Origin of the sequence: Baekduia sp., from assembly GCF_035318805.1 — a bacterium.
Classification (GTDB): Bacteria; Actinomycetota; Thermoleophilia; order Solirubrobacterales; family Solirubrobacteraceae; genus Baekduia.
In genome coordinates, this window is sequence record NZ_DATHDY010000100.1 from 39,809 (window position 1) to 61,790 (window position 21,982).

The window sequence follows — 21,982 nt, forward strand, 5'->3', positions numbered from 1 at the left end:
CCGAGGGCAGCGGGGCGGGAGTAGGCGCCTGGACCTCGACGCGCATGGAAATGGCGTCACTGTGACGGCGCTGCCGGGCAGGCCCGAGGCGCCGGCCGACAGCGACTGCAGGTTGCTCAGGCAGGCCACGGCGACCAGAACGCCGGCGATGCCCGGGTTGCGGCCGCGCAGCGCCAGGCCGGCCGGCCACAGCTCCAGGCCGGCCAGCAGCGCAGCGGTCCACCGGGTGCTGCGCGTCGGGGGACGCCGAACGGTGCGCCGGAACTAGCATGAGCCGCTGTGCTAGGTCATCGTCGCCAGGACAACACGCGGGATCTCGCCGCATTGCGCGACGAGGTCCGCGTACTGCACGCTGAAATCGCCGAGTTGCGCGCCGAGCAGCGCACGGCCGCCGAGGACCTGGACACGCGAGTGCAGCACGCCCACGGCCACCTGCTCAGCACGCTGCAGGTTCTCGTCGACGACGAGGCGGCGAACCGTCGGCTGCTCGCCATGGCCCGCACCGCGCCCGGCTACGACGTCCCCTTTACCGAGGCCGACCCGCTCGTCTCGATCGTTATCCCGACCTACACGAACGTCGAGGGCCTGCGCACCCGCTCTGTGCCGTCGGCGCTCGCGCAGACGCACCGCAACGTCGAAGTCATCGTCGTCGGGGACCTCGCGCCGCCCGAGACCGCCGAGGTCCTGACTGGGTTCGGTGACACCCGGCTGCGCTACGAGAACCTCAACCGTCGCGGCCCCTACCCGGAGGACCGCGACGGCCTCTGGTTCACGGCAGGGACTCAGCCTCTGAACCGCGCCATCGAGCTCGCGCGCGGATCCTGGATCGCGGTGCTCAACGACGATGACGAGTTCCGACCCGATTTCGTGGCGGAGCTCCTCACCGTCGCGCGTGAACGACGGGCCGAGGTCGCCTACGGCAAATTGCTGTACCACGAGCCTGACAAGCCGTCCTGGGAGCTCGGCACCTTCCCGCCGAGCCATCACCAGTTCGGCTGGCAGATGGCCCTGCAGCACCGCGCGCTCAAGCTGTACGAGTACAAGTTGGCCGCGCACCTGTTCCACGAGCCCGGGGATTGGAACCGCGCCCGGCGGATGCTGCGCACGGGCGTGCGGTTCGAGTTCCTGGACGAAGTCGTCGGCGACTACTGGCCCGGCCGCCTGTGGGAAGGGCGTGCATGATTCGCTTCCAGCGTCCCGAGATCCCGCCGGCGGCGGCCATCGAGGCGTATTACCACCGGGCCGAGGACGCGCGCTGGTACTCGAACTTCGGCCCGTGCCATACGCTGCTGGAGGAGCGCCTGGAGGCCTACGTGGGCCGCGGCATGCATGTCGTGCCGCTGGCCAACTGCACGCTCGCCCTCATGCTCGGGCTGCGGGTCTTGACCGCGGACCGCCGCGGGGACGAGGTCCTCATGCCCTCGTTCACGTTCGCGGCCACCGCCGGAGCGGCGGTGTGGGCAGGCCTACGACCGGTCTTCGTCGACGTCGATCCAGAAACCTGGATGCTCGACCCGGCGGCGCTGCGCCGCGCGCTGCAGGTGCGGCGCGATCGCGTCGCCTGCGTCCTGGCGTGTTCGACGTTCGGGACGCCGCCGCGCAAGGAGACCGCGGCCGCCTGGACCGCCGCGGTCGCTGACGCCGGCGTGCCCCTCCTCGTGGACTCCGCCGCCGGATTCGGCGCCCGCGATGCCGACGGCCTGCCGCTCGGCGCGCTCGGCGACATGGAGGTCTTCTCGCTGCACGCGACGAAGCCGTTCGGCATCGGCGAGGGCGGCCTGGCCTGCACCGCCGACGCGGATCGAGCCGCGGCTCTGCGCCGGCTTGCGAACTTCGGCTTCGAGGACGGGATGGTCACCGACGCAATCGGCCTCAACGCCAAGCTCGCCGAGTGGCCCGCCGCCACCGCGCTGGCGGTCCTGGACCGCCTCGAGGCGATCCTCGGCGCGAGGCGGACGCACGTGGATGCGCTGCGGGAGGCGCTTCAGCCGGCCGGGCTCGAGTTCCAGGCGTCCGACGGCCAGTCGACGTGGCAGTTCCTCCCCACGGTGGCGGCCGACGCGGCGGCCCGCAACGTCGTGCGCGACTCCGCGATCGCCGCCGGGGTGGAGGTGCGGACGTACTTCGACCCGCCGCTGCACCAGATGCCGGCCTTCGCGGGCATGCTGCGCGCCGACGAGCTCGCGGTGACGACCGACCTCAGCAGCCGGGTGCTGTCGCTGCCGATGGCCAACGACCTGACGCCCGACGAGATCGGGACCATCATCGCCGCCGTGGGCGCCGCGCTGCGAGAGGTCGCCCTGCCGTGAGCCGGTTCGACGGACGCCGGTTCGCACTCGCCGCCTGCGGTGACGACGTCACGATCTACGAGTGGGTCCGCGTCCTGGATCCCCAACGCATCGAGGTCGGCGATCACGTCATCGTCGACGACTTCGTGTTCCTGGACGGCGGCGCGGGCCTGCGCATCGGCTCCCACGTGCACGTCGCAGGCTTCGTGTCGATTGTCGGCGGCGGCACCTGTGAGCTCGGTGACTTCGTCGGCCTAGCGGCGGGATGCCGTCTCATCACCGGCACCGACCTCATGGATGGCTCGGGCCTGACCGGGCCGACGATTCCTGCTCCCCAGCGCGCCGTGCACCGCGGCCGCATCCGGATCGGCGCACACGCCGTCATCGGAACCAACGCGGTCGTCCACACCGACGTTGAGGTCGGCGAGGGCGCCATCATCGGCTCGGGATCGGTTGTCACGCGCGACGTGCCGCCGTGGACGATCAGCGTCGGCGTACCGGCCCGGCCGGTAAAGGAGCGTTCTCGCGATCGGATCCTCGAGTTCGAGCGTGTGGTTCGCGCACGGGACGCGCGAGGGTGAACCAGGCTGAGTTCGCCGCCGCCTACGGGGCCCCATGGCGGACCCCGCCGCAACAGCTGCGGTACGCCCGGCGCGCCGCGGGACGGCTGTGCTCGGCCATCGGCGCGCTACGACGCGCGCGCCGCCGCCGACTGGCGTACCTCGACGGGCATTTCCCCTGGGCGCGCAGCGGCTTCCGCTACGGCGACGCCATCGCACTGCACGAGCTGCCTCCCGACACGGTGTTCTTCTCGATGTACGAGATGACCGACGACTTTCCCGAGCCGGTGCAGCCGCTCGCGGATTTCCCGCGCCTCGCGCCGCTCCTGGGGATCACCGACGCGTACGGCACCTTCCTGGACTTCGGCCTCGGCCTCCTGGGCGTCCCCAGGCCTGACGGGTACCCCGCCGGACCCATCGACGGACTGGACATCTCCCGGTCCTGGCGCGCGAGCGGATCCGACTGCACATCTCGCTGACGCCGGGTGGCGGGTTCGTGCACACCGCCGGGTCGATGGCGCGCGTCGGCCAACTCGTGGAGCGCGCCGACCAGGTGCTCTCGTGGGTCCCGTCGGCGGTCGAGCAGGTTCCCGGCATCGTGCCGATCGATCCCGGTGTAATCGACACGGCGTTCTACTCGGCGGGCCGCCGCGACTTCTCGGCCCGGCCGGTCGACTCCTGTTCGTGGCCGACGCCAAGGCGCGCAAGGGGCTCGACGTCGCGCTCGCCGCGCTGAAGCTCCTCGAGGTCGACACCGACGTGCACCTGCACATCGTGGGGCCGAACGAAGCGTGGCGCGATCGCGCCGGGCCCAACGCCACGTTCTACGGTTGGCAGGGCCGCGAGCAGCTCCGGGCCCCTGCATGCCCGATGTCCGATCTTCGTTTCGCCGGTGCGAGCCGAGCGGCCCGGCGAGGATGACGGCGGGATCATCGACGGCTTCCCCACCGGCGGCGCGGCGGAGGCCATGAGCTCGGGATGCCTGCTGATCACGAGCAACCCGGAGCGCGACCATCGGATCATGCGCCCCGGGGTCGATCTCCTCGAGCGGCCGCCGACGCCCGAGGCCTTCGCCGAGGCGGTGCGGTATGCGCTGGCCGATCCCGAGCGGGCGGCGGGCATCGCCGCCTCGGGGGCGGCGCGCGTCCGCGAGCGCATGGACGCCCGGCACGGCGTCCGCCAGCGCCTCGGCCTCATCGGACTGGCGTGCTGACCGGCGCGCTACACGCGCTGGCCGGCGACCCGGTCGCCCTCCGGGGCGACGTCCTCGCCGGTGATGTCCGGGGGCTCGACTCCCTCGGGCTCTTCGACGTTCATCAGGCCGACCTCCTGCACGAGCGCCGTGAGGCGCCGTTCGAGCGAGCTGATGCGCACCGAGAAGTGCAGCAGCAGCACGAGGCTGAACAGCAGGCCGAAGAAGAAGAGCGTGCTCGCCGGCGAGATCGCGCCGATCGCGTTCGTCACCTTGCTCAGCAGCGAGAACCAGATCGAGACGAGCAGGATGAACACCGCGGTGAACACCCAGAGGACCGAGTACTCCTCCTTGAGCTTGCGGCGCCGCACGAGCTCGATGACCATCAGGAGGATGACGAACGCGCCGCCGATGGTCAGGATGCGGATGCGGACGTCCATCAGGCGCGCTTCTCCGCGGCGGGACGCAGCATCGTGACGAAGATGGACAAGAACATCTTGTAGACGTAGTAGATGCTCTTGTGGCCGGCGTGCATGGACTTGCCCGTCGGCATCCGCATCTGCACGGCGACCTCCGCCACGCGGAACCCGGAGCGGTGCAGCAGGATCAGGATGTCGGCGTCGGGGTAGTCGGCCGGGTAGACGTCGGAGCAGAAGAACCGCGCCACGTCGTAGCGCATCACCTGGTAGCCCGACGTCGGGTCGGTGACGTGCTGGCGCATGATGCGCGACGCCATCGAGCTGAAGATGGACATGCCGATCTTGCGGGCCCGCGACGGCTGGTAGTGGCCGTCCTGGTCCAGGAAGCGCGATCCGATGACGATGTCGGCGCTGCCCGAGTCGACCTGCGCCAGCAGCTGCGGCATGAACTCGGCGCGGTGCTGGCCGTCGGCGTCCATCTGGGCGATGATCGCGTAGCGATGGCGGACGGCGTACTTGTACCCCGACTGCAGGGCGACGCCGTAGCCGGAGTTGACCGGCAGCCGCAGGACCTTGGCGCCGGCGCGGCGGGCGATGGCGGCCGTGTCGTCGGACGAGCCGTCGTCGACCACCAGCACGTCGAAGGCGGGCAGCGCGCCGAGCACGTCGGCCACCACGGAGGCCACGTTGGCCTCCTCGTTGTACGCCGGGATGACGACTAGGTGGTTCGACACGATCGAGGGCGCTTCGCGCGGCAACGGCACATCGTGGACTGAAACGGGCCTCCGTCCAAGAGGTTGCGCAAGTGCCGCAGTGTACCTGCGCTGGGCCTCGCGAACGTGTTCCGGGCATTCGCCCATGACGATCGGCAGGGAGGCCCGGGCGGTTTCTGCGACGCTTCCCCGTCGATGCGGATCTGCCTGGTCTACGACTGCCTGTTCCCCTGGACCGTCGGGGGCGCCGAGCGCTGGATGCGCGCCGTCGGCGAGGCCCTCGCGGCCGCCGGACACGAGGTGACCTACCTCACGCGGCGCCAGTGGGAGGACGGCGACGAGCCCGACGTCCCGGGCGTGCGGGTCATCGCCGTCGCGCCGGCCGAGGAGCTCTACGGCGCCGACGGGAACCGCACGATCGGCCAGGCGCTGCGCTTCGGGCGCGGCGTCGCACGGCATCTCGCAACCCACCGCGGCGCCTACGACGTCGTGCACGTCAGCGCGGCGCCGTTCTTCGGGCTGCTGGCGGCGGGGATGGTCCGCCGCGCCGGGCGCTACCGCCTGGCGTCGGACTGGTTCGAGGTCTGGAGCGACGCCTACTGGCGCGAGTACCTGGGCCCGGTCAAGGGGCGCGTGGCGGCGGTCGTCCAGCGGACATGCGCACGCCTGCGCCAGGAGGCGTTCTGCTCCAGCCGGCTGCACGCGCAGCGGCTGCGCGACCTGGGCCTGCGCACCGAGCCGACGGTCGTCCGCGGGATGTGGACGGGGTCCACCGACCGCCCGACGCCGCGGCCGGCCGAGCCGCTGGCGGTGTTCGCCGGGCGGATGATCCCCGAGAAGCACGCCCCGGCGATCGTGCCGGCGGTCATGGTCGCCCGCGAGCGCGTCCCGCAGCTGCGGGCGACGATCTTCGGCGAAGGCCCCGAGCTGGACGACGTCCGCGCCGCGATCGTCGCCCAAGGCGCCGAGGGCATCGTCGACGCTCCGGGCTTCGTGGACGAGGACGTGCTGAAGGACACGATGGCGCGCGCGGCCTGCCTGGTGCTGCCGTCCACGCGCGAGGGCTACGGCCTCGTGGTCGTCGAGGCCGCGGCGATGGGCGTGCCGAGCGTCCTGGTCGACGCGCCCGACAACGCCTCGACCGAGCACATCGTGCCCGGGGTCAACGGCTTCGTCTGCCCCGACCTCTCGCCGGCCGCGCTGGCCGACGGGATCGTCGCGACCGTGGAGGGCGGCCCCGCGCTGCGGGAGTCCACCGCGGACTGGTTCGCCGAGCACGCCGACATGCTGAGCATCGACACGGCGCTGGCGCAGGTGCTCGGCCGCTACGGCCGTCCCGCGGCGGCGGCAGCGGCGGCGGTCGCGCCGCGCCCGTAGGCCGCGACGTCGGCGGCTAGGTCGGCCAGCACGCGAGGCCAGATCGCCGAGGCGCGAAACAGCTCCATGCGGGCGCGACCGCGCAGGCAGGGCCGCAGCCGGGAAGGCGGCGCGACCGCACGGGCCAGCAGCGGGTCGGTGGTCAGCACGCGGTCGTAGCCCTCGGGCAGCGCGGGGGCTTGGGGCAGCGGCGCGGCACCGACGTCCCAGACGTCCTGCACGCCCGGCGCCACGTGCTCCTCGTCGACCACGGCCAGCGTCAGCGCACCGGTTTCGGCGAGCGCCTCGCCGGGCACGTCCCGCGGCGAGAGCGCGACGACGACCTCGGGGTCGGTGGCACGCACGGCGGCCAGGAGCGCGTCGGCCGAGGCGCCGTCCGGATGCGGCACGAACGTGGGCACCACGTCGCCGGCCGGCGCGCCGAGGACCCACGGCCGGTGCTCGATCTCGCGGCCGAGGAACGTCACGCGCATCGCCCCTAGGATAGTCGGATGGTCATCGCCTGGCTGCTGCCAGACCTGACGCTCTCCGGCGGTGCCGGCATCGTGATCGAGCACGCGCGGCAGCTCGCGCACGACCACGGCATGCCCGGCACGCTGGTCCGCACGAGGCCCAAGACACACGCCGACTGGGCCTATCGCGGCCTGGACGAGCTCGAGGTCATCACCGTCGAGGAGGCGCGGGAGCGGCGCTTCGACGTCGCGGTCGCGACCTGGTGGGAGACCGCGTTCGACCTCTTCTCGCTCGACGCCGGGCGCCACGCGCACTTCCTGCAGCTGCTGGAGGACAGCCACTACCCGGCCGGCAGCGCGAACCGCCTCGGCTTCGCCCAGGTCTACGGGCTGCCCGTGCGCTTCATCACCGCCGCGGGGTGGATCCGCGACATCGTCGAGCGGATGCAGCCGGGCAACCGCGCGTTCTACGTGCCGTCGGGCATGGACAAGGCGACGTTCGCGTCGCCTTCGCGGGCCGAGCCGCACGACGGGCCCCTGCGCATCGTCGTCGAGGGCGGCCTGCATCTGGCGCGCAAGGGCGTGCCCCATGCGCTGGAGGCCGTGGGCCTGATGCGCGAGCCGCGTCGCGTGACGCTGGTGACGCCCGGCGCGCCCGAGACCCTGCGCGCCGACGTCGACGAGCACGTCGGCGGCATTCCCCATGCGGCGATGGCCGACCTGTTCGCGCGCCACGACGTGCTGCTGAAGCTCTCGCGCGCCGAGGGCATGTACGGTCCGCCGCTGGAGGCGTTCCACATGGGCTGCACCTGCGTCACCAACCCGGTCACCGGCCACGAGGAGTACGTGCGCCACGGCGAGAACGCGCTCGTGGTGGACTGGGACGACCCGGTCGGCACGGCCCGCGCGCTGGACCTGCTGGCGCGCGACCGCACGCTGCTGCACCGGCTCCGGGAGGGCGCGCTGGAGACCGCGCGGGCCTGGCCCGACTGGGAGACCTCGTCGGCGCAGATGGCCGAGGTCATGCGCGCGCTGGTCGCCGAGCCGCCGCCGGCGCCCCAGCCGGCCGGCCGCCGCGCCGCCGCCGGGGCGCAGGCGATGATCGCCGCCCTCGATCTCGCCGAGGTGCGCGCAGGCGAGGACCGGCGGCGCTACGCCGAACTGGAGGACGAGCTCGCCGGCGCCCACGACGAGCACGCGGCGTTCCGGGCCCAGCTCGCCGTGCGCGCCGCGCTGAAGGTGCGCCGCCACGCCGATCCGCTGCTGTCCCGCGTCGGGCCCCGCCGGGGCCGGCCCGCCCGCTGAGCCGTGTCGACGACCGCGCCCAGCCCGCCCACCGGCGGGGACGTCGCACCGCGCCCCCGCGGGCCTCGCGCCTACGCTGTCGCGCTGATGTCACGCGTCCGTGCCCGGCTTGCGCGCGTCCCAGCCCCCCTCGCGCTGCTGCTGGGGGTCGCTGCCGTGCTCGCGCTCAGCTGGTCGCTGGCCACCGCCCCGCTGCAGGGTCCCGACGAGTCCGAGCACATCGGCTACGTCGCCCACCTGGCCGAAACGGGGCACATCCCGTCGGCCAACGGCGGCGGCAAGGGCGCGTACGGCGCGGACGAGGCCGGAGCGCTCAGCGAGTTCGGCTACGGAGCGCTGCTGCGCAATCGCCAGGCGCGCCCGCCGTGGACGCCGGACGCCGAGCGGCGCTTCCGCGCCTTCGAGAAGAGCCTGCCCGCCGGCGCCCCGGGCATCGGCGACGGCCCGACGTCGGTCGGCAAGAACCCGCCCTTGTACTACGCCTTCGAGGCGATCGGCTGGCGGATCACGCCGGGCGGGCACTTCTTCGGGCGCGCCTTCATGCTGCGGGCGTTCAGCGGGCTGCTGCTCCTGGCCTTCGTGGCGTTCACGTGGCTGCTGGCCGGAGAGATCTTCGGGCGCCGGCGCTTCGCGCAGACCGTCGCGGCGGGCTTCGTGGCGCTGCTGCCCATGGACGGCTTCATGGCCGGGATCGTCAACACGGACATCATGCTGGCGGCCGAGTGGACCGCGTTCGCGTGGCTGGCGCTGAGGACGGTGAGGCTCGGCCTGACGTGGCAGCGCGCGGCGGGCCTGACCGCGGTGTCGGTCGCGTCGATCCTGACCCACGGGCGCGGGCTGGCGATCGTCCCCGCGCTCGGCGTCGCGCTGCTCGTGGCGTGGCTCGTGCACCGCAAGTCGCTGCGCGAGACGCTGAAGGCCGCCGCCGGCAGCGTCGGCGTGATGGTCGCGGGTCTCGTCGTCTACCGCCTCGCGTTCTCGACCGCGGTCGGCAGCGGCTCGCTGTACGGCGGGGAGACGAACCTGGGCCACACGGGCAAGTTCAACGTCCGTCAGATGCTGACGTCGATCTGGGAGTTCTACCTCCCGCACCTCGACTCGTTCGCCGGCCGGCTCGGGCCGGGCATCGGCTATCGCCAGATCTTCGTGCAGCAGTACTTCGCGGGCGTGTTCGGGTCCTTCGAGGTGTACTTCCCCTACTGGGTCTACGACACCGTGCAGGTCCTCGCGGCGGTGATCTTCATCGCGCTCTACACGGCGGCCGCGATGCGCTGGCGCACCGTCCGGGCCAACTGGCCCGTCGTGGTGATCCTCGGCGCGCTGGTCGTCTCGCTGATGGCGCTGCTGCAGATCGCCTCGTACCGGTCGCTCCTGGAGACCAGCGGCGAGAACCCGCTGATCGTCGGTCGCTATCTCGTGCCGCTGGGTGGGATCTTCGGCGTGGCGATCGCCGCGCTGACGCAGTGGCTGCCGCGGCGCGCGGGCGTGGTGGTCGGCACGCTGGTCCTCGTCGGCGTGCTGACGCTGTCGATCGCCGGACTCGCCCTCAGCGTGGAGCGGTTCTATGCGTAAGACGCCCCTGATCCTGGTCGTCGTGGGCTTCGCGCTGTGGTTCGCGTGGAAGGGCAAGCCGTATCTGGACAGCGCCCGCCCACAGGTGTTCTCGACGCCGACCGTCCAGCCCACCGGGCCCGGCGACCTCGGCAACGTCGCGGTCAAGCGCCACGGCCGCGTGTGCATCGACCAGCTCGACTTCGGCCCCGGCGCGCGCTACGCCGTGGTCACCGCGATCACCGACCAGCCGACGGGCCGCCTGCGCTTCGAGGCGCGCGCACCCGGCTACGCCGCCGACGCGGTGGCGCCCCCCGGCACCGGCAGCAACCAGCAGATCGTCGTGCCGCTGAAGCCGGCGGCCCGCGACGTCCGCGGCGGCACCTTGTGCATCACCAACGAGGGCCAGCACAAGGTGGGGTTCTACGGCGTATCGGCCGGCGGCCGCCAGGGCACGGCGCCGCAGACCAAGATCGACGGCTCGCTGTCTGACCTCGACCTCAGCCTCACGCTGCTGACCAGCCCGTCGAAGACGCTGGGCAGCCGCCTCGGCACGACCTTCGACCACATGGCCGCTTTCAACCCCATGAGCGGCTGGTCGGTGTGGGTGGTGGCGCTGCTGGCGCTGATCGGCGTGCCCGTTGCCGTGGGCGTGGCGCTGGGGCGGGCGCTCGCGCAGGACGACGAGGCGCCGGGCGGCTCGTAGGGGCGCGGGCGCGGTTGGCGCGGTTGGCGTTCGGTGCGGACGCTTTTTGGGCCGCGGGGCGTGGTTCGGGGGCAGTGACGAGAGCGAGCGCTGGCGGATGGTGCCGGCGCCCAGGACGTCCGCCGGCGCCGGGGCGCGGGAGGCAGCACCGGCGCCCGGAGGCGTCCGCCAGGGTCCGGGTCGATTTACCGTTGAGATGCAAGGGAAAGTCGACCCGGGTCCCGCGAGGGTGGCAATTCATGCCCGAACGATCCCCACCCGACGCCGGCGGCAGACCGCGGGCGCCGGCGCCCGCTCGAACCTCCGTCGTCACTGCCCCACGAGGCGCCCGCGGCACCCGAGCGCCCGCGCGGAACGCCACCGGCGACCGCGCAACCCGAGGGCAGGGGCGAGCGAGCTTGGCGTTCCGCTCCACCGTTCGCGCGGCGCGCGGCGTGGTTCGGGGGCAGTGACAGGGAGGTGAGAGGAGGCGCCGACCTCCTCGGTCTCCGCGGGCGCCCGGGAGCGGGTCGTCCGAGACGGATGGCGAATAGGGGTCGATATGCGACCCCAAGTCGCCATCCGTCCCCGCCGGCGGGCAATTCACGCCCGAACGATCCGTTCTCGCCACGAACGGCACCTGGACGTTGACATCCAACGTCTAGGTGCCGCTCACCGATGAGGCGGGCCTCGGACGGCAATTCACGCCCGAACGATCCCCGCGAGGCCGGCGGCAGACAGCGGGCGCCGGCGCCACTCGCAACCTCCCTGTCACTGCCCCCACGAGCGCCCCGCGGCACCGCCCAACGCCCGCACGGAACGCCACCCGCGCCCGTGCCGCCCCGCGGCACCACCCACGCCCGCACGGAACGCCAGCCGCGCCCGCGCCGCGGCCCCCCTACCCCAGCGCCCGCCGGTACGACCCCACCGTCTCCGCCGCCGCCCGCTCCCACGAGAACTGCGTCACCCGCTCGCGGCCGCGCTCGACGAGCCGTGCCCGCAGCGCGGGGTCGTCCAGCAGGTGCCCGACCGCGCCGGCGATCGCGTCTACGGACGTGGGGTCGAACAGCAGCGCTGCGTCGCCGGCGACCTCGGGCAGCGAGCTGACGCCCGAGCAGGCGACCGGGAGGTCGCGGGCCATCGCCTCGAGCACCGGCAGGCCGAACCCCTCGGCGAGGGACGGGAACGCGAGGCAGGTCGCCGCGGCGTAGAGACCCTCGAGCTGCGCGTCGCCGACCCAGCCGCACTGGTGCACGCGGTCCTCGACCCCGTGGCGGCGCGCGATCTCGCGCAGCTCGTCGTCGTAGGCGCCGGGGTAGCCGGGCAGCACGAGCGCGGCGTGCGGCAGGCGCGCCATCGCCTCGATCAGCCGCGCGAGGTTCTTGTGCGGCCGGCGTGCGGAGACGCTGAGCACGAGCGGCAGGTCGCCGAGGCCCAGCTCGGCGCGCAGCTGCGCCTCGTCCATCGGCGCCACCGCCGGCGGCGCGCCCGGGCCGAGCGGCACGACGTCGACCTTGCCGGCGGGCACGCCGAGCAGCTCGTCCAGGTCGGCCGCCGTGGCGGCGGAGTCGGCGATCAGCCGCGTGGCCGATCGCGCCACCGCCGGGACCAGGAGCGCCAGCCCGCGGGCCAGCACGTTGGTGGTGGTGTCGGTGTGGCGCAGGAAGATCAGGTCGTGCATCGTGACCACGCGACGTCGCGGACCGGTGAGCGGTCCCGTGTTGCCGAGCGAGTGCAGCAGGTCGACGCCCGCCCGCACCGCCGCGCCCGCCACCATGGTCTGCTCGGCCGCGGTGCGCACGATCCGCGTCGCCGACGACACCGGCAACGCGACCAGCCGGACGTCGGGATGCCACGGCGCCCGCCGCCACTCCTCGGTCAGCTCGCGCCCCGCGAACGCGGTGAACCGCGCGCCGGGGAACGCCGCCGGCAGCCGCGGCACCAGGGCGCGCGCGTAGGTCTCCATGCCCCCGGTGTCGCCGGGCGCGAGGTACAGCAGGTTGAGGCCGATGTGCGGGGTCATGCGACCGGCCGGCGCAGCGTGACGACGCCGCCGGCCCGTCCGCGCTCGGCGTAGCCCGCGCGTGTGAACGCCCGCAGCGACGTCGCGTTGGCCTCGCGCACCTGCGCGACGAGCTCGGTGGCGAAGCCGTCCGCGGCGACGGTGAGCAGCTCCAGCACGCGCGCAGCCAGGCCGAGCCCGCGCGCAGCCGGATCGAGGGCGATCGAGACCTCCGCGGCGCCGCCGGCCTCGCGGTCGAGCCGGACCGAGCCCGCGGGGCGCCCGCTGTCCTCGACGACCCAGAGCGCGCGCGCCGGGTCGCAGAGCACGCGGTCCAGCCAGGCGCGGTGCTCGTCCTCGCCGACCTCCGCCGTGGTCAGCGAGCCGGCCACGGCGGCCGGGTCGTTGCGCCACGCCCGCAGCCGGTCGGCGTCGCCGGCGGTCGCGCGACGCAGGGCCGGGCCGATCGGCACCCGCCGGCCGGTCGTCGCCGACGCACGCGCGGCGTCGACGACCTGCAGCGCGTGGTGGCCCTCCTTCGGCGTGGCGCCGGCGACCGCGCCGCCCGCGACCGCCTCCAGGAGCGCGGCCAGCTCGTCGCGGTACGTCGGCGCGGCGTCCGCGGGCGCCGGCACCGAGCGCCGCAGGCCGTCGCCCCCGTGCACGACGACCTCCTCGGCGGTCCACTCCCAGGCCGCGGTCGCCTCCGCGCCCACGACGCGGCAGCCGCGGTGGTAGCCGCGGTCCAGATAGTCCAGCGTGATGGTCGCCGGGACCCCGGAGGCCAGCTCGAGCTGCAGGAGCGCGACGTCCTCGACGTCGATCTCCAGGTCGGACACCTGCGGCAGCAGCGCCGAGACCGACCGCACAGGGCCGAGCAGCCAGGTGAGCTCGTCGATCTCGTGGATGGCGTCCAGCAGCACGCCGCCGCCCAGCGCGCGCCGGGCGCTGTAGCCCTGGCGGTAGTCGGCGCCGGGACGCCAGCCGGGCAGCCACGAGCCGCACCACGCGGCGGCCCGCAGCGGGCGGCCGAGCTGCGGCAGCGTCGCGCGCACGCCCTGGACGCCCGGGTGGTGGCGCAGGTTCATCGCCACCGCGATCGGGACGCCCGCCGCAGCCGCGGCGCGCCCCACCCGCTCGGCGCCCCACGCGTCGCGCGCCAGCGACTTCTCGACGAGCGCCGGGACGCCGGCGGCGACGCAGCGCAGCGCCTGGGCCTCGTGCTCGGACGTCGGGCTGGCGATCACCGCGGCGTCGGCGCCGCGCAGCGCCGCGGCCTCGTCGGCCGTGTCGGCCTCGGCCAGCGGGTCGAACGACACGACCTCGGCGCCGAGCTCGCGCAGCAGCCCGGCGTGCCGGCGGCCGATCGAGCCCTGCCCGAGGACCGCGACCCTCAGACCATGTCCCACGTGATGATGTCGTCGAACTCGATGTCGACCCGCGCGACCCGGCCCACGACGTGGTCGAGCTCCTTCGGCGCGATCCCGAAGCCCGGCCGCTTGATCGTGAGGTCCTCGCGGCGGATCGCCGTCCCGGCCTGGATCGGCCGCGCCGCGATGACCGACCGGCGGGCCAGCCGGTGCATCTCGGCCTCCTCCGCGGTCGGGCCCTCCAGCCGCCCGTTGCCCATGGCCGACTCGACCTCGCGGACGCCGCGCACGAGCGCGCGCAGCTCGTCGGGCTCGATCGCGAACGGGTGGTCGGGGCCCGGCATCGAGCGGTCCAGCGTGAAGTGCTTCTCCAGCAGGTCCATGCCCAGGCCGGTCGCGCCGAGCGGGACGTGGATGCCCTCGCTGTGGTCGCTGAGCCCGACCGGCACGCCGAACGCGGCGCGCATCGTGCCCATGGCCCGCAGGTTCATGATGTTGGCCGGTGCGGGGTACTGCGCCGCGCACCGCAGCAGCGCGATCTCGGTCGCCCCGCCGGCGACCGCTGCGTCCAGCGCGTCCTCGACCTCGCCGTAGGTCGCCATGCCGACCGACAGGATCACGGGGACCCCGGCCTCGGCCACGCGCCGGATCAGGTGCACGTCGATCAGCTCGTAGTTGGCCACCTTGTAGGCGGGGACGCCGACGTCGGCCAGCTCCTGCACCGCGGCGTCGTCGAACGGCGCGGCGAAGAACGCGATGCCCGCCTTCTGCGCGTGCTCGGCCAGGTCGGGCAGCCACTCGCGCGGCGTCTCGATGTCCTCCAGCAGCTGCTGGGTGTCCTTGTCGGCGACGCCTTCGAGGTAGGTGAAGCGCGGCGTCTTGGACGAGTACAGCGTCTTGCCCGAGTAGATCTGGAACTTGACCGCGTCGGCGCCGGCGTCGGCGGCCACGTCGATCAGCTCGCGCGCCAGCCCGAGGTCGCGGTTGTGGTTGGACCCGGCCTCGGCGATGACGTAGCACGGCGCGCCGCCGCCGATCCGCCGGCCGGCGATCGCGAACGTCGGCGCGAGGTCCCGCGCGCTCATGAGACCGCCCGGAACACGGTGCCGACGGGCTCGCCCTCGAGGTGGGAGGCGACGTCGTCGGGCAGGGCGGCCGCGAGGCGCTCGAAGGCGCCGCCGTAGGCCGCGACGACCTCGTCCACGTCGGCGTCGTCCCAGGCGTAGGAGATGAAGTTCGAGCCGTTGTAGAGCACGCCGCGGCGCAGCATCTCCTGCTGCAGCAGCGACTTGGCCGGCAGGCCCGCGCCGCCCGGATGCGGCTCGCGCACCAGCACGAGCGTCCACGGCGCGGCGCCGCCGACGGTCACCCACTCCTGGAGGCCGTGGCGGGCGACCTGCTCGCGAACGCCGTCGGCCAGCCGCCGGCCGAGGCGCCAGAGGTGCTCGTGCACCGGCTCCTCCTGCAGGACGTCGAGCGTGGCGCGGGCGGCCGCCAGGCTCAGCGCCTCGCCGCCGTGGGTGCCCGAGAAGAAGACATCCTCCAGCACCTCCATGACCTCGGCCCGCCCGGCGAGCGCGCTGATCGGCATGCCGTTGCCCAGCGCCTTGCCGAACGCGGCGAGGTCGGGCACCGCGCCGTAGCGTTCCTGCGCCCCGCCGAGCCCGACGCGGAAGCCGGAGATCACCTCGTCGAAGACCGCCAGCGCGCCGTGCTCGTGCGCGAGGTCGATCATCGCCTGCAGCTCGCCCTCGCCCGGCTCGCGCGTCCCGATCGGCTCGACCACCACGCAGGCGACCTCATCGGTGTGGGCGACCAGCGCGGCGCGCAGCGCCGCGAGGTCCCAGGGCGCGACCGTCGTCGTCAGCGCCTTGACCGCCTCGGGCACGCCGCGCCGGCGCGAGGTCGAGCCGACGTACCAGTCGTGCCAGCCGTGGTAGCCGGCGACGATCACGTGGTCGCGGTCCGTCGCGGCGCGCGCGATGCGCACCGCGGCGCTCGTGGCGTCCGAGCCCGACTTGCCGAAGCGCACGCGCTCGGCGCAGGGGACGAGCGCCTGGATGCGCTCGGCGACTTCGACCTCGAGCGGATGAGGCAGCGTGAAGGTGATGCCGTCGTCGAGCTGCGCGCGGACCGCGGCGTCGACGCCGGGGTGGCCGTAGCCGAGGATGATCGGCCCGAGCGCGGCCGGCAGGTCGACGTACCAGCGGCCGTCGGCGTCCTGGACGCGGGCGCCGCGCGCACGCACCACGAAGCTCGGCGCCACGCCCTGGACCCACTGGGTCGGGCCCTTGGACATCGTCTGCGACGCGCCGGGGATCACCGCGCGCGAGCGGGCGAGCCAGCGCTGGGACTCGGTCAGGTCCGAGGTGTCGGTGCGAGCGGCCACGGCTTCACCATATGGCCTGCGTGAGCGGCGCCTGCAGCAACCGCCGGACTTCCCGCGCCACCCGCTCGACGTCGCCGTCGGTCAGGCCGGGGAACATCGGCAGCGACAGCGCCTGCTCGTAATAGGCCTGGGCCTCGGGCAGCTCGGCCATCGTCGCATCGCCGTAGCCCAGCGAGCGGTAGAGGCCGTGGCGGGGGATCGGGATGTAGTGCAGCTGTGTCCCCACGCCGACCTCGCGCAGCGCGTCGAACATCGCGCGGCGCCGGCGCGCCCCCTCGGTGAAGCGCACGACGAACAGGTGCCGGCCGTGGACCTCTCCCGCGCGCGGCTCGGCCGGCAGCTGCAGCCCGGCGGTGCCGCCCAGCAGCTCGTGATAGCGCGCCGCGATGCGGTTGCGTGCCGCGACCCACTGCGGCAGGCGCTCGAGCTGGCTGAGGCCCAGCGCGCACTGGAAGTCGGTGATGCGGTAGTTGAAGCCCAGCGTGTCGATGTCGTAGTGCCACGGCCCGAGCAGCGGGTCGTCGGGCTCACTGCGCCGGACGATGCCGTGCGTGCGAAACGTGCGCAGCGCATCGGCCAGCTCGGCGCTGGCCGTCGAGACGATCCCGCCCTCGCCGGTGGTCATCGACTTGACCGGATGCAGCGAGAAGCACGTCATGTCGGCCAGGCCGCCGGCCCCGACCGGCTCGTTCGCGCGCCGGGCGCCGACCGCGTGCGCGGCGTCCTCGATGATCGCGACGCCGCGGTCGCGCAGCCCCTGCAGCGGCTCGAGGTCGACCGGCAGGCCGGCCAGCGAGACCGCGACCACGGCCTTGACGCCGTCGGCGTGCCCGTCGGCCACCGCCCGCGCGGTGTCGAGGTTGGCCGTGTGCGGATCGACGTCGGCGAAGCGCGGGCGCGCGCCGACGAACAGCGCGCAGTTCGACGAGGCGACGAAGCTCAGCGGCGTGGTCAGGACCTCGTCGCCCGGCCCGAGCCCGGCCGCGGCGGCGGCGGCGTGCAGCGCGGCGGTGCCGTTCGCGAACGCGACCGCGTGCGGCGCGCCGTGGGCGTCGGCGAACGCGCGCTCGAACGCATCGACGCGCGGGCCCTGCGTGATGAAGGGGTCGCGCAGCGCCTCCACGACGGCGGCGACGTCGTGGTCGTCGATCTCCTGCCGGCCGTAGGGCAGGAACGGCTCGGTCATACCGCGGTCTGCAGCGTCGGCAGCATCGCCCGTAGCTCGTCGGCGGTCAGCCACTGGGTGTTGTTGTCCGACGAGTAGCGGAAGAGGTCGGGGACGCCCGGGCCGTGCCCGTAGGGCTCGGTGCGCCAGAGCGGGAACTCGGGCACGATCGCGTAGCGGTCCTCGAGCTCCTGCGTGTGGCGCGCCTCGTCCTCGGTGACCATGACCTCGTGGAGCTTCTCGCCGGGCCGGATGCCGGTGATGACCCGCTCGGCGTCGGGCGCGATGGCCTCGGCGATGTCGGCGACCGTCATCGACGGGATCTTGGGGACGAAGACCTCCCCGCCCTCCATGATGTGCAGGCTGGAGAGCACGAACTCGACCGCCTGGGGCAGCGTGATCCAGAACCGCGTCATGCGGTCGTCGGTGATCGTCAGGCGCCCGGTCTTGGCCTGCTCGAGGAAGATCGGCACGACCGAGCCGCGCGAGCCGACGACGTTGCCGTAGCGGACGTTGGCGAAGCGGGCGTCGGTGTCGGTCGCGTAGGTGTTGGCCTGCGTGACGATCTTCTCGGCGGCGAGCTTCGTCGCGCCGTAGAGGTTGACGGGGTTGACGGCCTTGTCAGTGGAGAGCTGCACGACGCGCTGGACGTCGTTCTCGATCGCCGCGGCGACGACGTTCTCGGCGCCGATGATGTTGGTCTGGACGGCCTCGAACGGGTTGTATTCGCACGCCGGGACCTGCTTCAGCGCCGCCGCGTGGATGATGAGGTCGACGCCCTTGGTGGCACGGACCAGCCGCTCGCGGTCACGCACGTCGCCGAGCAGGAAACGCACGCGGTCGTCGTCGCGGTATTTGACCTGCAGCTCGGACTGCTTGAGCTCGTCGCGGCTGAAGATGCGGACCGCCTTCGGCTCGTGCGCGGAGAGCAGCACGTCAAGGCAGGCCTTGCCGAACGAGCCCGTCGCGCCCGTGATGAGGATGGTCTTCCCGGTGAGGTCCATGTCGCGGCGAGACGTTACCGGGACCCCGGCCCGGTCAGCCTCCTTGCGCCCACCAGCGCCGTGCCAGAGCGGCAGCCGTCCGCTCGGCCCCGCGCCCGTCGACGGTGGCAGGTCCGGCGTCCTGCAGGCGCGCGCGCACGGCGGGGTCGGCCAGGTGACCGACGGCGGCCGCCAAGTCGTCGCCCGCCAGCGCGAACCCGCTGCGCCGCGCGCCGTCGACGACACGGCGCTGGTTCTCGGCGACCGCGACGACGACGGCCGGGACGCCCGCGGCGGCCAGCTCGTAGGCCGTGGTCCCCGCGGCCGAGACGGCGACGTCCACGGCGCCGATCGCGTCCAGCAGCGTGCCCGGGAACGGGAGCGGCTCGGTCCCGTCGCACGCCACGCCGCCGGCGGTCAGCACCCGCGCCTCGGGGAACGTCGCGCGCACCGCGGCGACCGCCGCGGCCGCCAGCGGACGCCCGGCACTGCCGCCGCCCACGGTGACCAGCACGGTCCGCACCGGGCCCGTCCGGTCGCGCCGGGCCGTCGCGAAGGCGGGGTCGACGAGGGCGAAGTCCGGACCGGGCAGGAGGCGGTCGGTGGGCGCCTCGCCGCGCCGGTCGAGGTGCGGGTCGACCAGGACGCCGCGGCGCTCGCAGCGGTTGGCCTCCCCGATCGTGGCGACTGGCAGGCGCTGCGCCACGGCGCAGATCTCGGGCTCGGACATGGTGTAGGAGTCGATCACCGCCGCCGCCCAGGGGCCGTCGTCCAGCGCCGCGCCGGGCGCCACGGGCAGGCCGGATCGCTCCAGCAGCCACGCGGCCAGCCCGTCGTACTCGCCGCAGAACGCCGGCCGATGACCGCCGGCGGCGAGCGCGGCGGCCAGTGGCAGGCACCGCGCGACGTGCCCCGCGCCGACGCGCTCGCCGCCGTCACAGCGGAAGGCGACGCGGCGGGCCGGAGAAGATCCTTCGGAGTTCACGCGCCGTATTGTGCGCGCCATGCTCGACGACCGCCGTACGCCCGGGTGAGCGAGCCCGCCCGCCCCGTCGTGGCCATCGTGCAGGCGCGCATGGGCTCGACGCGCCTGCCCGGGAAGTCCCTGGCGCCGGTGGACGGCCGCACGATGCTCGAGATCATGCTGCAGCGGCTCCGTCGCGTCGGCGCGCTGGACGCCGTCTGGGTGGCGACGACCACCGCTGAGCGCGACGACGTGGTCGCCGCGGCGGCGGCCCGCGCGGGCGTTCCCGTGTTCCGCGGCAGCGAGGACGACGTGCTCGGGCGGTACGCCGGCGCCGCCGCCGAGGCCGGCGCGGGCACCGTCGTACGCCTGACGGCCGACTGCCCGCTCATCGGCGCCGAGCCGATCGAGGCGGTGCTCGCCGCCTTGCGCGAAGGCGGCGCCGACCTCGCGACCAACGCCCCGCCGGCCGGCCGCACCTGGCCCGACGGCCTGGACGCCGAGGCGTTCTCGCGCGCCAGCCTCGACGCGCTGGACGCCGCGACGACCGACCCCGCGCTGCGCGAGCACGTGACGCTCGGCTTCCACCGCGACCCGCGCTGGCGCGTGCGGACCGTCGACCTCGACCGCGACCTCGGCGATGTGCGCATCACCGTGGACACGCAGCAGGACCTCGACCTCGTGCGCTCGCTCCTGGAGGAGCTGCTGGCCGGCGACCCGGCGTTCGGGCTCGCGGACCTCCTCGCCGCGCTGGAGCGCCGCGACCTCCTCCCGGAGCGCGCGTGACGGCCCCGGTGCGCCTGCATCGCGGCACGGCAGGCCTCGACGCCGCTGTGCTGCGTCCCGGCGCCGACCTCGTGCTGGACCCTTCGCCGGAGCACGGGCTCGCGCTGCCCGCCGGGGTGGCGGTCGACGACCACCTCGACGACGCCGCGCGGGCGGCGGCGGACCGCGACGCGTTCGCCGCCATGGCGGCTTGGCGCGCCGCGCGCGCCACGTCGCTGACGGTCGACGGCGTGGACCTCGGCTTCGCCTGGGAGATCGAGCTGCTCGCCAGCTGCTTCCTGCCGGCGACGCGGCTGCGCCACGCGCTGACCCGCGCGGGGGTCACGGCCGTCGAGGGCGCCGGGCTCAGCGAGGAGCTCCTGTCAGTCGTCACCGAGGCCGGGATCGACGCCCGCACCGGCAGCGGCGCGGGAGCCGCGCCCGCCCTGCCCAAGGCGCCGCCGGCGCCGTTGGCGCGCCTGGTGTCGGACGTGGGCGTGCCTCCGCGCGTCCGCGGCGAGGTGCTCGCGCTCTCCTACTGGCATCTCGAGCCGGTGTGGCGCCGGCTGGCCGCGCAACGCCGGCCGCAGCTCGTGCCCGCGGGTGTGCTGCTGCCGGGCGTCGGCCGCGCCGGCGCCATGCGCGCCGGGCTGCACGGCGGCTGGGGCGGCCACCCCAACGCGGCGGCGCGACGCCGCTCCGCCGAGCGCCTGGCCGCTGTGCTCGACGGCGCCGGGCCACCGCTCGACGCCCTCGACGCGCTGGCCCTGCGCATGCTGCGCGACCGCGCGCACGACACGCTCGCCCGCGCCGCGCACTGGCGCCGCGTGCTCTCGGCTCGGTCGCTGCGCCTGATCGTGCTGCCATTCGACTCGCCTGAGGACCAGCGCATCCTGCTCGGCGTCGCGCGGGAGGCCGGCCTCCCGTCGCTGCTGGTCCAGCATGGCTTCGACTCGCAGCTCAACGACCCCGACAAGTCGCTCGCCGACGACGTCGCGCTCTGGGCCGAGCGCGACGTCGCTCCCGTGGCGGCACGGGCCTCGGGCGCCCTGCACGTCACGGGCAACCCGGGCGCCGCACACCTGGCGCAGCCTCCGGCGCGCAGTGTCCGCGCCGGCGCCGCGGCGGGGCCCACGGTCGTCCTGGTGGACTACCACACGCGGATCTCGGCGCGCATCGACGCGCGCATCAGCCAGCGGCACGTCGCCACTGCGCTGGACGTCCTGCAGCGGCAGCGGCCGGGGACCGACGTCATCGTGCGGCCCCATCCGTCCGACGTCGCCCCGGCGTCCTATCTCGCGCTCGCCACCGGCCGCGACCTGCACGTCACGGTCGATGCGGTCACGCCCATCGAGACCCTGCTCGCAGACGCCGGCGCGTGCGTCGGGGCGCTGTCGACCGCCACGCTGCAGGCCGCGGCGCTGGGCGTGCCCACCACGTTCCTCGACGTCACCTCGACCCCGCGACCGTGGCCGTTCGACGGCTCGCCGGACGGGCTCCCCCGGATCGCCGACGTCACCGGTGAGCTTGCCTCCTCGGCCGCCGACGCTCCGGCGCGCGAGGCGCTCGGCGCCCGGACCGACGCGATCGAGCGCGTCTGCGACCTCGTCTCGTCGCTGGCGCGGGCGGGCCGTGCCTGAGAACGTCTTTCAGAATCAGCGTGCGGGCTGAGCGGCGCGCATTCGGGGATGCCGCAGGCCCTGGCCGCGGCGAGTCGTGCTGGTGGCCCGGCGATCCGCGGCCAGGGACTGCGGCGCCGCGAGGCGCCCCGCTCAGACCGTGCTCTTTCTGAAAGACGTTCT

The 21,982-nt window shown here is 74.2% G+C and carries 22 protein-coding genes; 12 read left to right on the forward strand and 10 right to left on the reverse strand.

Features of this window, described 5'->3' with window-relative positions; genetic code table 11:
- Positions 1-324 precede the first annotated feature (324 nt).
- From VK501_RS21205 to VK501_RS21230, 6 genes are all read left to right on the forward strand, one after another.
- Positions 325-1,182 carry a glycosyltransferase family 2 protein gene (locus VK501_RS21205; RefSeq protein ID WP_324340942.1) on the forward strand — a complete coding sequence of 286 codons (858 nt, stop codon included), beginning with the start codon at positions 325-327 and terminating at the stop codon, positions 1,180-1,182.
- Complete coding sequence (locus tag VK501_RS21210) at positions 1,179-2,309, forward strand: DegT/DnrJ/EryC1/StrS family aminotransferase (protein ID WP_324340943.1); 1,131 nt, start codon at positions 1,179-1,181, stop codon at positions 2,307-2,309. The genes VK501_RS21205 and VK501_RS21210 overlap by 4 nt, the downstream gene beginning before the upstream one ends.
- Positions 2,306-2,869, forward strand: coding sequence for an acyltransferase (locus tag VK501_RS21215; protein ID WP_324340945.1), 564 nt, complete (start codon positions 2,306-2,308; stop codon positions 2,867-2,869). The genes VK501_RS21210 and VK501_RS21215 overlap by 4 nt, the downstream gene beginning before the upstream one ends.
- A complete protein-coding gene (locus tag VK501_RS21220) occupies positions 2,866-3,327 on the forward strand; it encodes a hypothetical protein (RefSeq protein ID WP_324340947.1) in 462 nt (153 codons plus the stop codon). Before VK501_RS21215 ends, VK501_RS21220 begins: the two co-directional genes overlap by 4 nt.
- Before the next feature lie 205 nt (positions 3,328-3,532).
- The gene (locus tag VK501_RS21225; RefSeq protein ID WP_324340949.1) at positions 3,533-3,769 is read left to right on the forward strand and encodes a hypothetical protein; all 237 of its coding nucleotides are present in this window, start codon (positions 3,533-3,535) and stop codon (positions 3,767-3,769) included.
- Complete coding sequence (locus tag VK501_RS21230) at positions 3,741-4,061, forward strand: glycosyltransferase family protein (RefSeq protein WP_324340951.1); 321 nt, start codon at positions 3,741-3,743, stop codon at positions 4,059-4,061. Before VK501_RS21225 ends, VK501_RS21230 begins: the two co-directional genes overlap by 29 nt.
- 8 nt (positions 4,062-4,069) lie before the next feature.
- On the opposite strand, the gene VK501_RS21235 is transcribed toward VK501_RS21230, so the two are convergent.
- A complete protein-coding gene (locus VK501_RS21235) occupies positions 4,070-4,480 on the reverse strand; it encodes a DUF2304 domain-containing protein (protein WP_324340953.1) in 411 nt (136 codons plus the stop codon).
- Positions 4,480-5,193, reverse strand: coding sequence for a glycosyltransferase family 2 protein (locus VK501_RS21240; protein WP_324340955.1), 714 nt, complete (start codon positions 5,191-5,193; stop codon positions 4,480-4,482). The genes VK501_RS21235 and VK501_RS21240 overlap by 1 nt, the downstream gene beginning before the upstream one ends.
- Positions 5,194-5,367: 174 nt before the next feature.
- Between VK501_RS21240 and VK501_RS21245 the strand changes: the two genes are divergently transcribed.
- Complete coding sequence (locus VK501_RS21245; protein ID WP_324340957.1) at positions 5,368-6,549, forward strand: glycosyltransferase; 1,182 nt, start codon at positions 5,368-5,370, stop codon at positions 6,547-6,549.
- Here VK501_RS21245 and VK501_RS21250 read toward each other — a convergent pair.
- Entirely contained in the window at positions 6,498-7,022 is a 525-nt protein-coding gene (locus VK501_RS21250; RefSeq protein WP_324340958.1) for a hypothetical protein, read from the reverse strand. The two genes, VK501_RS21245 and VK501_RS21250, sit on opposite strands and share 52 nt — an antisense overlap.
- Before the next feature lie 18 nt (positions 7,023-7,040).
- Here VK501_RS21250 and VK501_RS21255 point away from each other — a divergent pair, with 18 nt between their 5' ends.
- From VK501_RS21255 to VK501_RS21265, 3 genes are all read left to right on the forward strand, one after another.
- Positions 7,041-8,306, forward strand: a complete 1,266-nt coding sequence (locus VK501_RS21255) for a glycosyltransferase family 4 protein (RefSeq protein ID WP_324340960.1) — start codon at positions 7,041-7,043, stop codon at positions 8,304-8,306.
- An 87-nt stretch (positions 8,307-8,393) separates the two neighbouring features.
- Positions 8,394-9,878, forward strand: a complete 1,485-nt coding sequence (locus VK501_RS21260) for a hypothetical protein (RefSeq protein ID WP_324340963.1) — start codon at positions 8,394-8,396, stop codon at positions 9,876-9,878.
- On the forward strand, positions 9,871-10,563 hold the full coding sequence (locus tag VK501_RS21265) for a hypothetical protein (RefSeq protein WP_324340964.1): 693 nt from the start codon (positions 9,871-9,873) through the stop codon (positions 10,561-10,563). The genes VK501_RS21260 and VK501_RS21265 overlap by 8 nt, the downstream gene beginning before the upstream one ends.
- 877 nt (positions 10,564-11,440) lie before the next feature.
- On the opposite strand, the gene VK501_RS21270 is transcribed toward VK501_RS21265, so the two are convergent.
- Genes VK501_RS21270 through VK501_RS21300 form a run of 7 tightly spaced genes read right to left on the reverse strand, consistent with a single transcriptional unit; the run spans position 11,441 to position 19,436 of the window.
- Positions 11,441-12,565: a glycosyltransferase family 1 protein gene (locus VK501_RS21270; RefSeq protein WP_324340966.1), complete on the reverse strand. Its 1,125-nt coding sequence runs from the start codon at positions 12,563-12,565 to the stop codon at positions 11,441-11,443.
- A complete protein-coding gene (locus tag VK501_RS21275; protein ID WP_324340968.1) occupies positions 12,562-13,953 on the reverse strand; it encodes a GNAT family N-acetyltransferase in 1,392 nt (463 codons plus the stop codon). Before VK501_RS21275 ends, VK501_RS21270 begins: the two co-directional genes overlap by 4 nt.
- On the reverse strand, positions 13,938-14,999 hold the full coding sequence (locus VK501_RS21280) for an N-acetylneuraminate synthase family protein (RefSeq protein ID WP_324340970.1): 1,062 nt from the start codon (positions 14,997-14,999) through the stop codon (positions 13,938-13,940). The genes VK501_RS21275 and VK501_RS21280 overlap by 16 nt, the downstream gene beginning before the upstream one ends.
- Complete coding sequence (locus VK501_RS21285) at positions 14,996-16,303, reverse strand: aminotransferase class III-fold pyridoxal phosphate-dependent enzyme (protein WP_324340972.1); 1,308 nt, start codon at positions 16,301-16,303, stop codon at positions 14,996-14,998. The genes VK501_RS21280 and VK501_RS21285 overlap by 4 nt, the downstream gene beginning before the upstream one ends.
- A gap of 4 nt (positions 16,304-16,307) precedes the next feature.
- Entirely contained in the window at positions 16,308-17,489 is a 1,182-nt protein-coding gene (pseC, locus tag VK501_RS21290) for a UDP-4-amino-4,6-dideoxy-N-acetyl-beta-L-altrosamine transaminase (RefSeq protein WP_324340974.1), read from the reverse strand.
- Entirely contained in the window at positions 17,486-18,472 is a 987-nt protein-coding gene (pseB, locus tag VK501_RS21295) for a UDP-N-acetylglucosamine 4,6-dehydratase (inverting) (protein ID WP_324340977.1), read from the reverse strand. Before pseB ends, pseC begins: the two co-directional genes overlap by 4 nt.
- A gap of 34 nt (positions 18,473-18,506) precedes the next feature.
- Complete coding sequence (locus VK501_RS21300) at positions 18,507-19,436, reverse strand: hypothetical protein (protein WP_324340978.1); 930 nt, start codon at positions 19,434-19,436, stop codon at positions 18,507-18,509.
- A gap of 45 nt (positions 19,437-19,481) precedes the next feature.
- Between VK501_RS21300 and VK501_RS21305 the strand changes: the two genes are divergently transcribed.
- Both VK501_RS21305 and VK501_RS21310 read left to right on the forward strand, forming a co-directional pair.
- Positions 19,482-20,201, forward strand: a complete 720-nt coding sequence (locus tag VK501_RS21305) for a cytidylyltransferase domain-containing protein (RefSeq protein WP_324340981.1) — start codon at positions 19,482-19,484, stop codon at positions 20,199-20,201.
- A complete protein-coding gene (locus VK501_RS21310; RefSeq protein ID WP_324340983.1) occupies positions 20,198-21,820 on the forward strand; it encodes a hypothetical protein in 1,623 nt (540 codons plus the stop codon). The genes VK501_RS21305 and VK501_RS21310 overlap by 4 nt, the downstream gene beginning before the upstream one ends.
- Positions 21,821-21,982 lie beyond the last annotated feature (162 nt).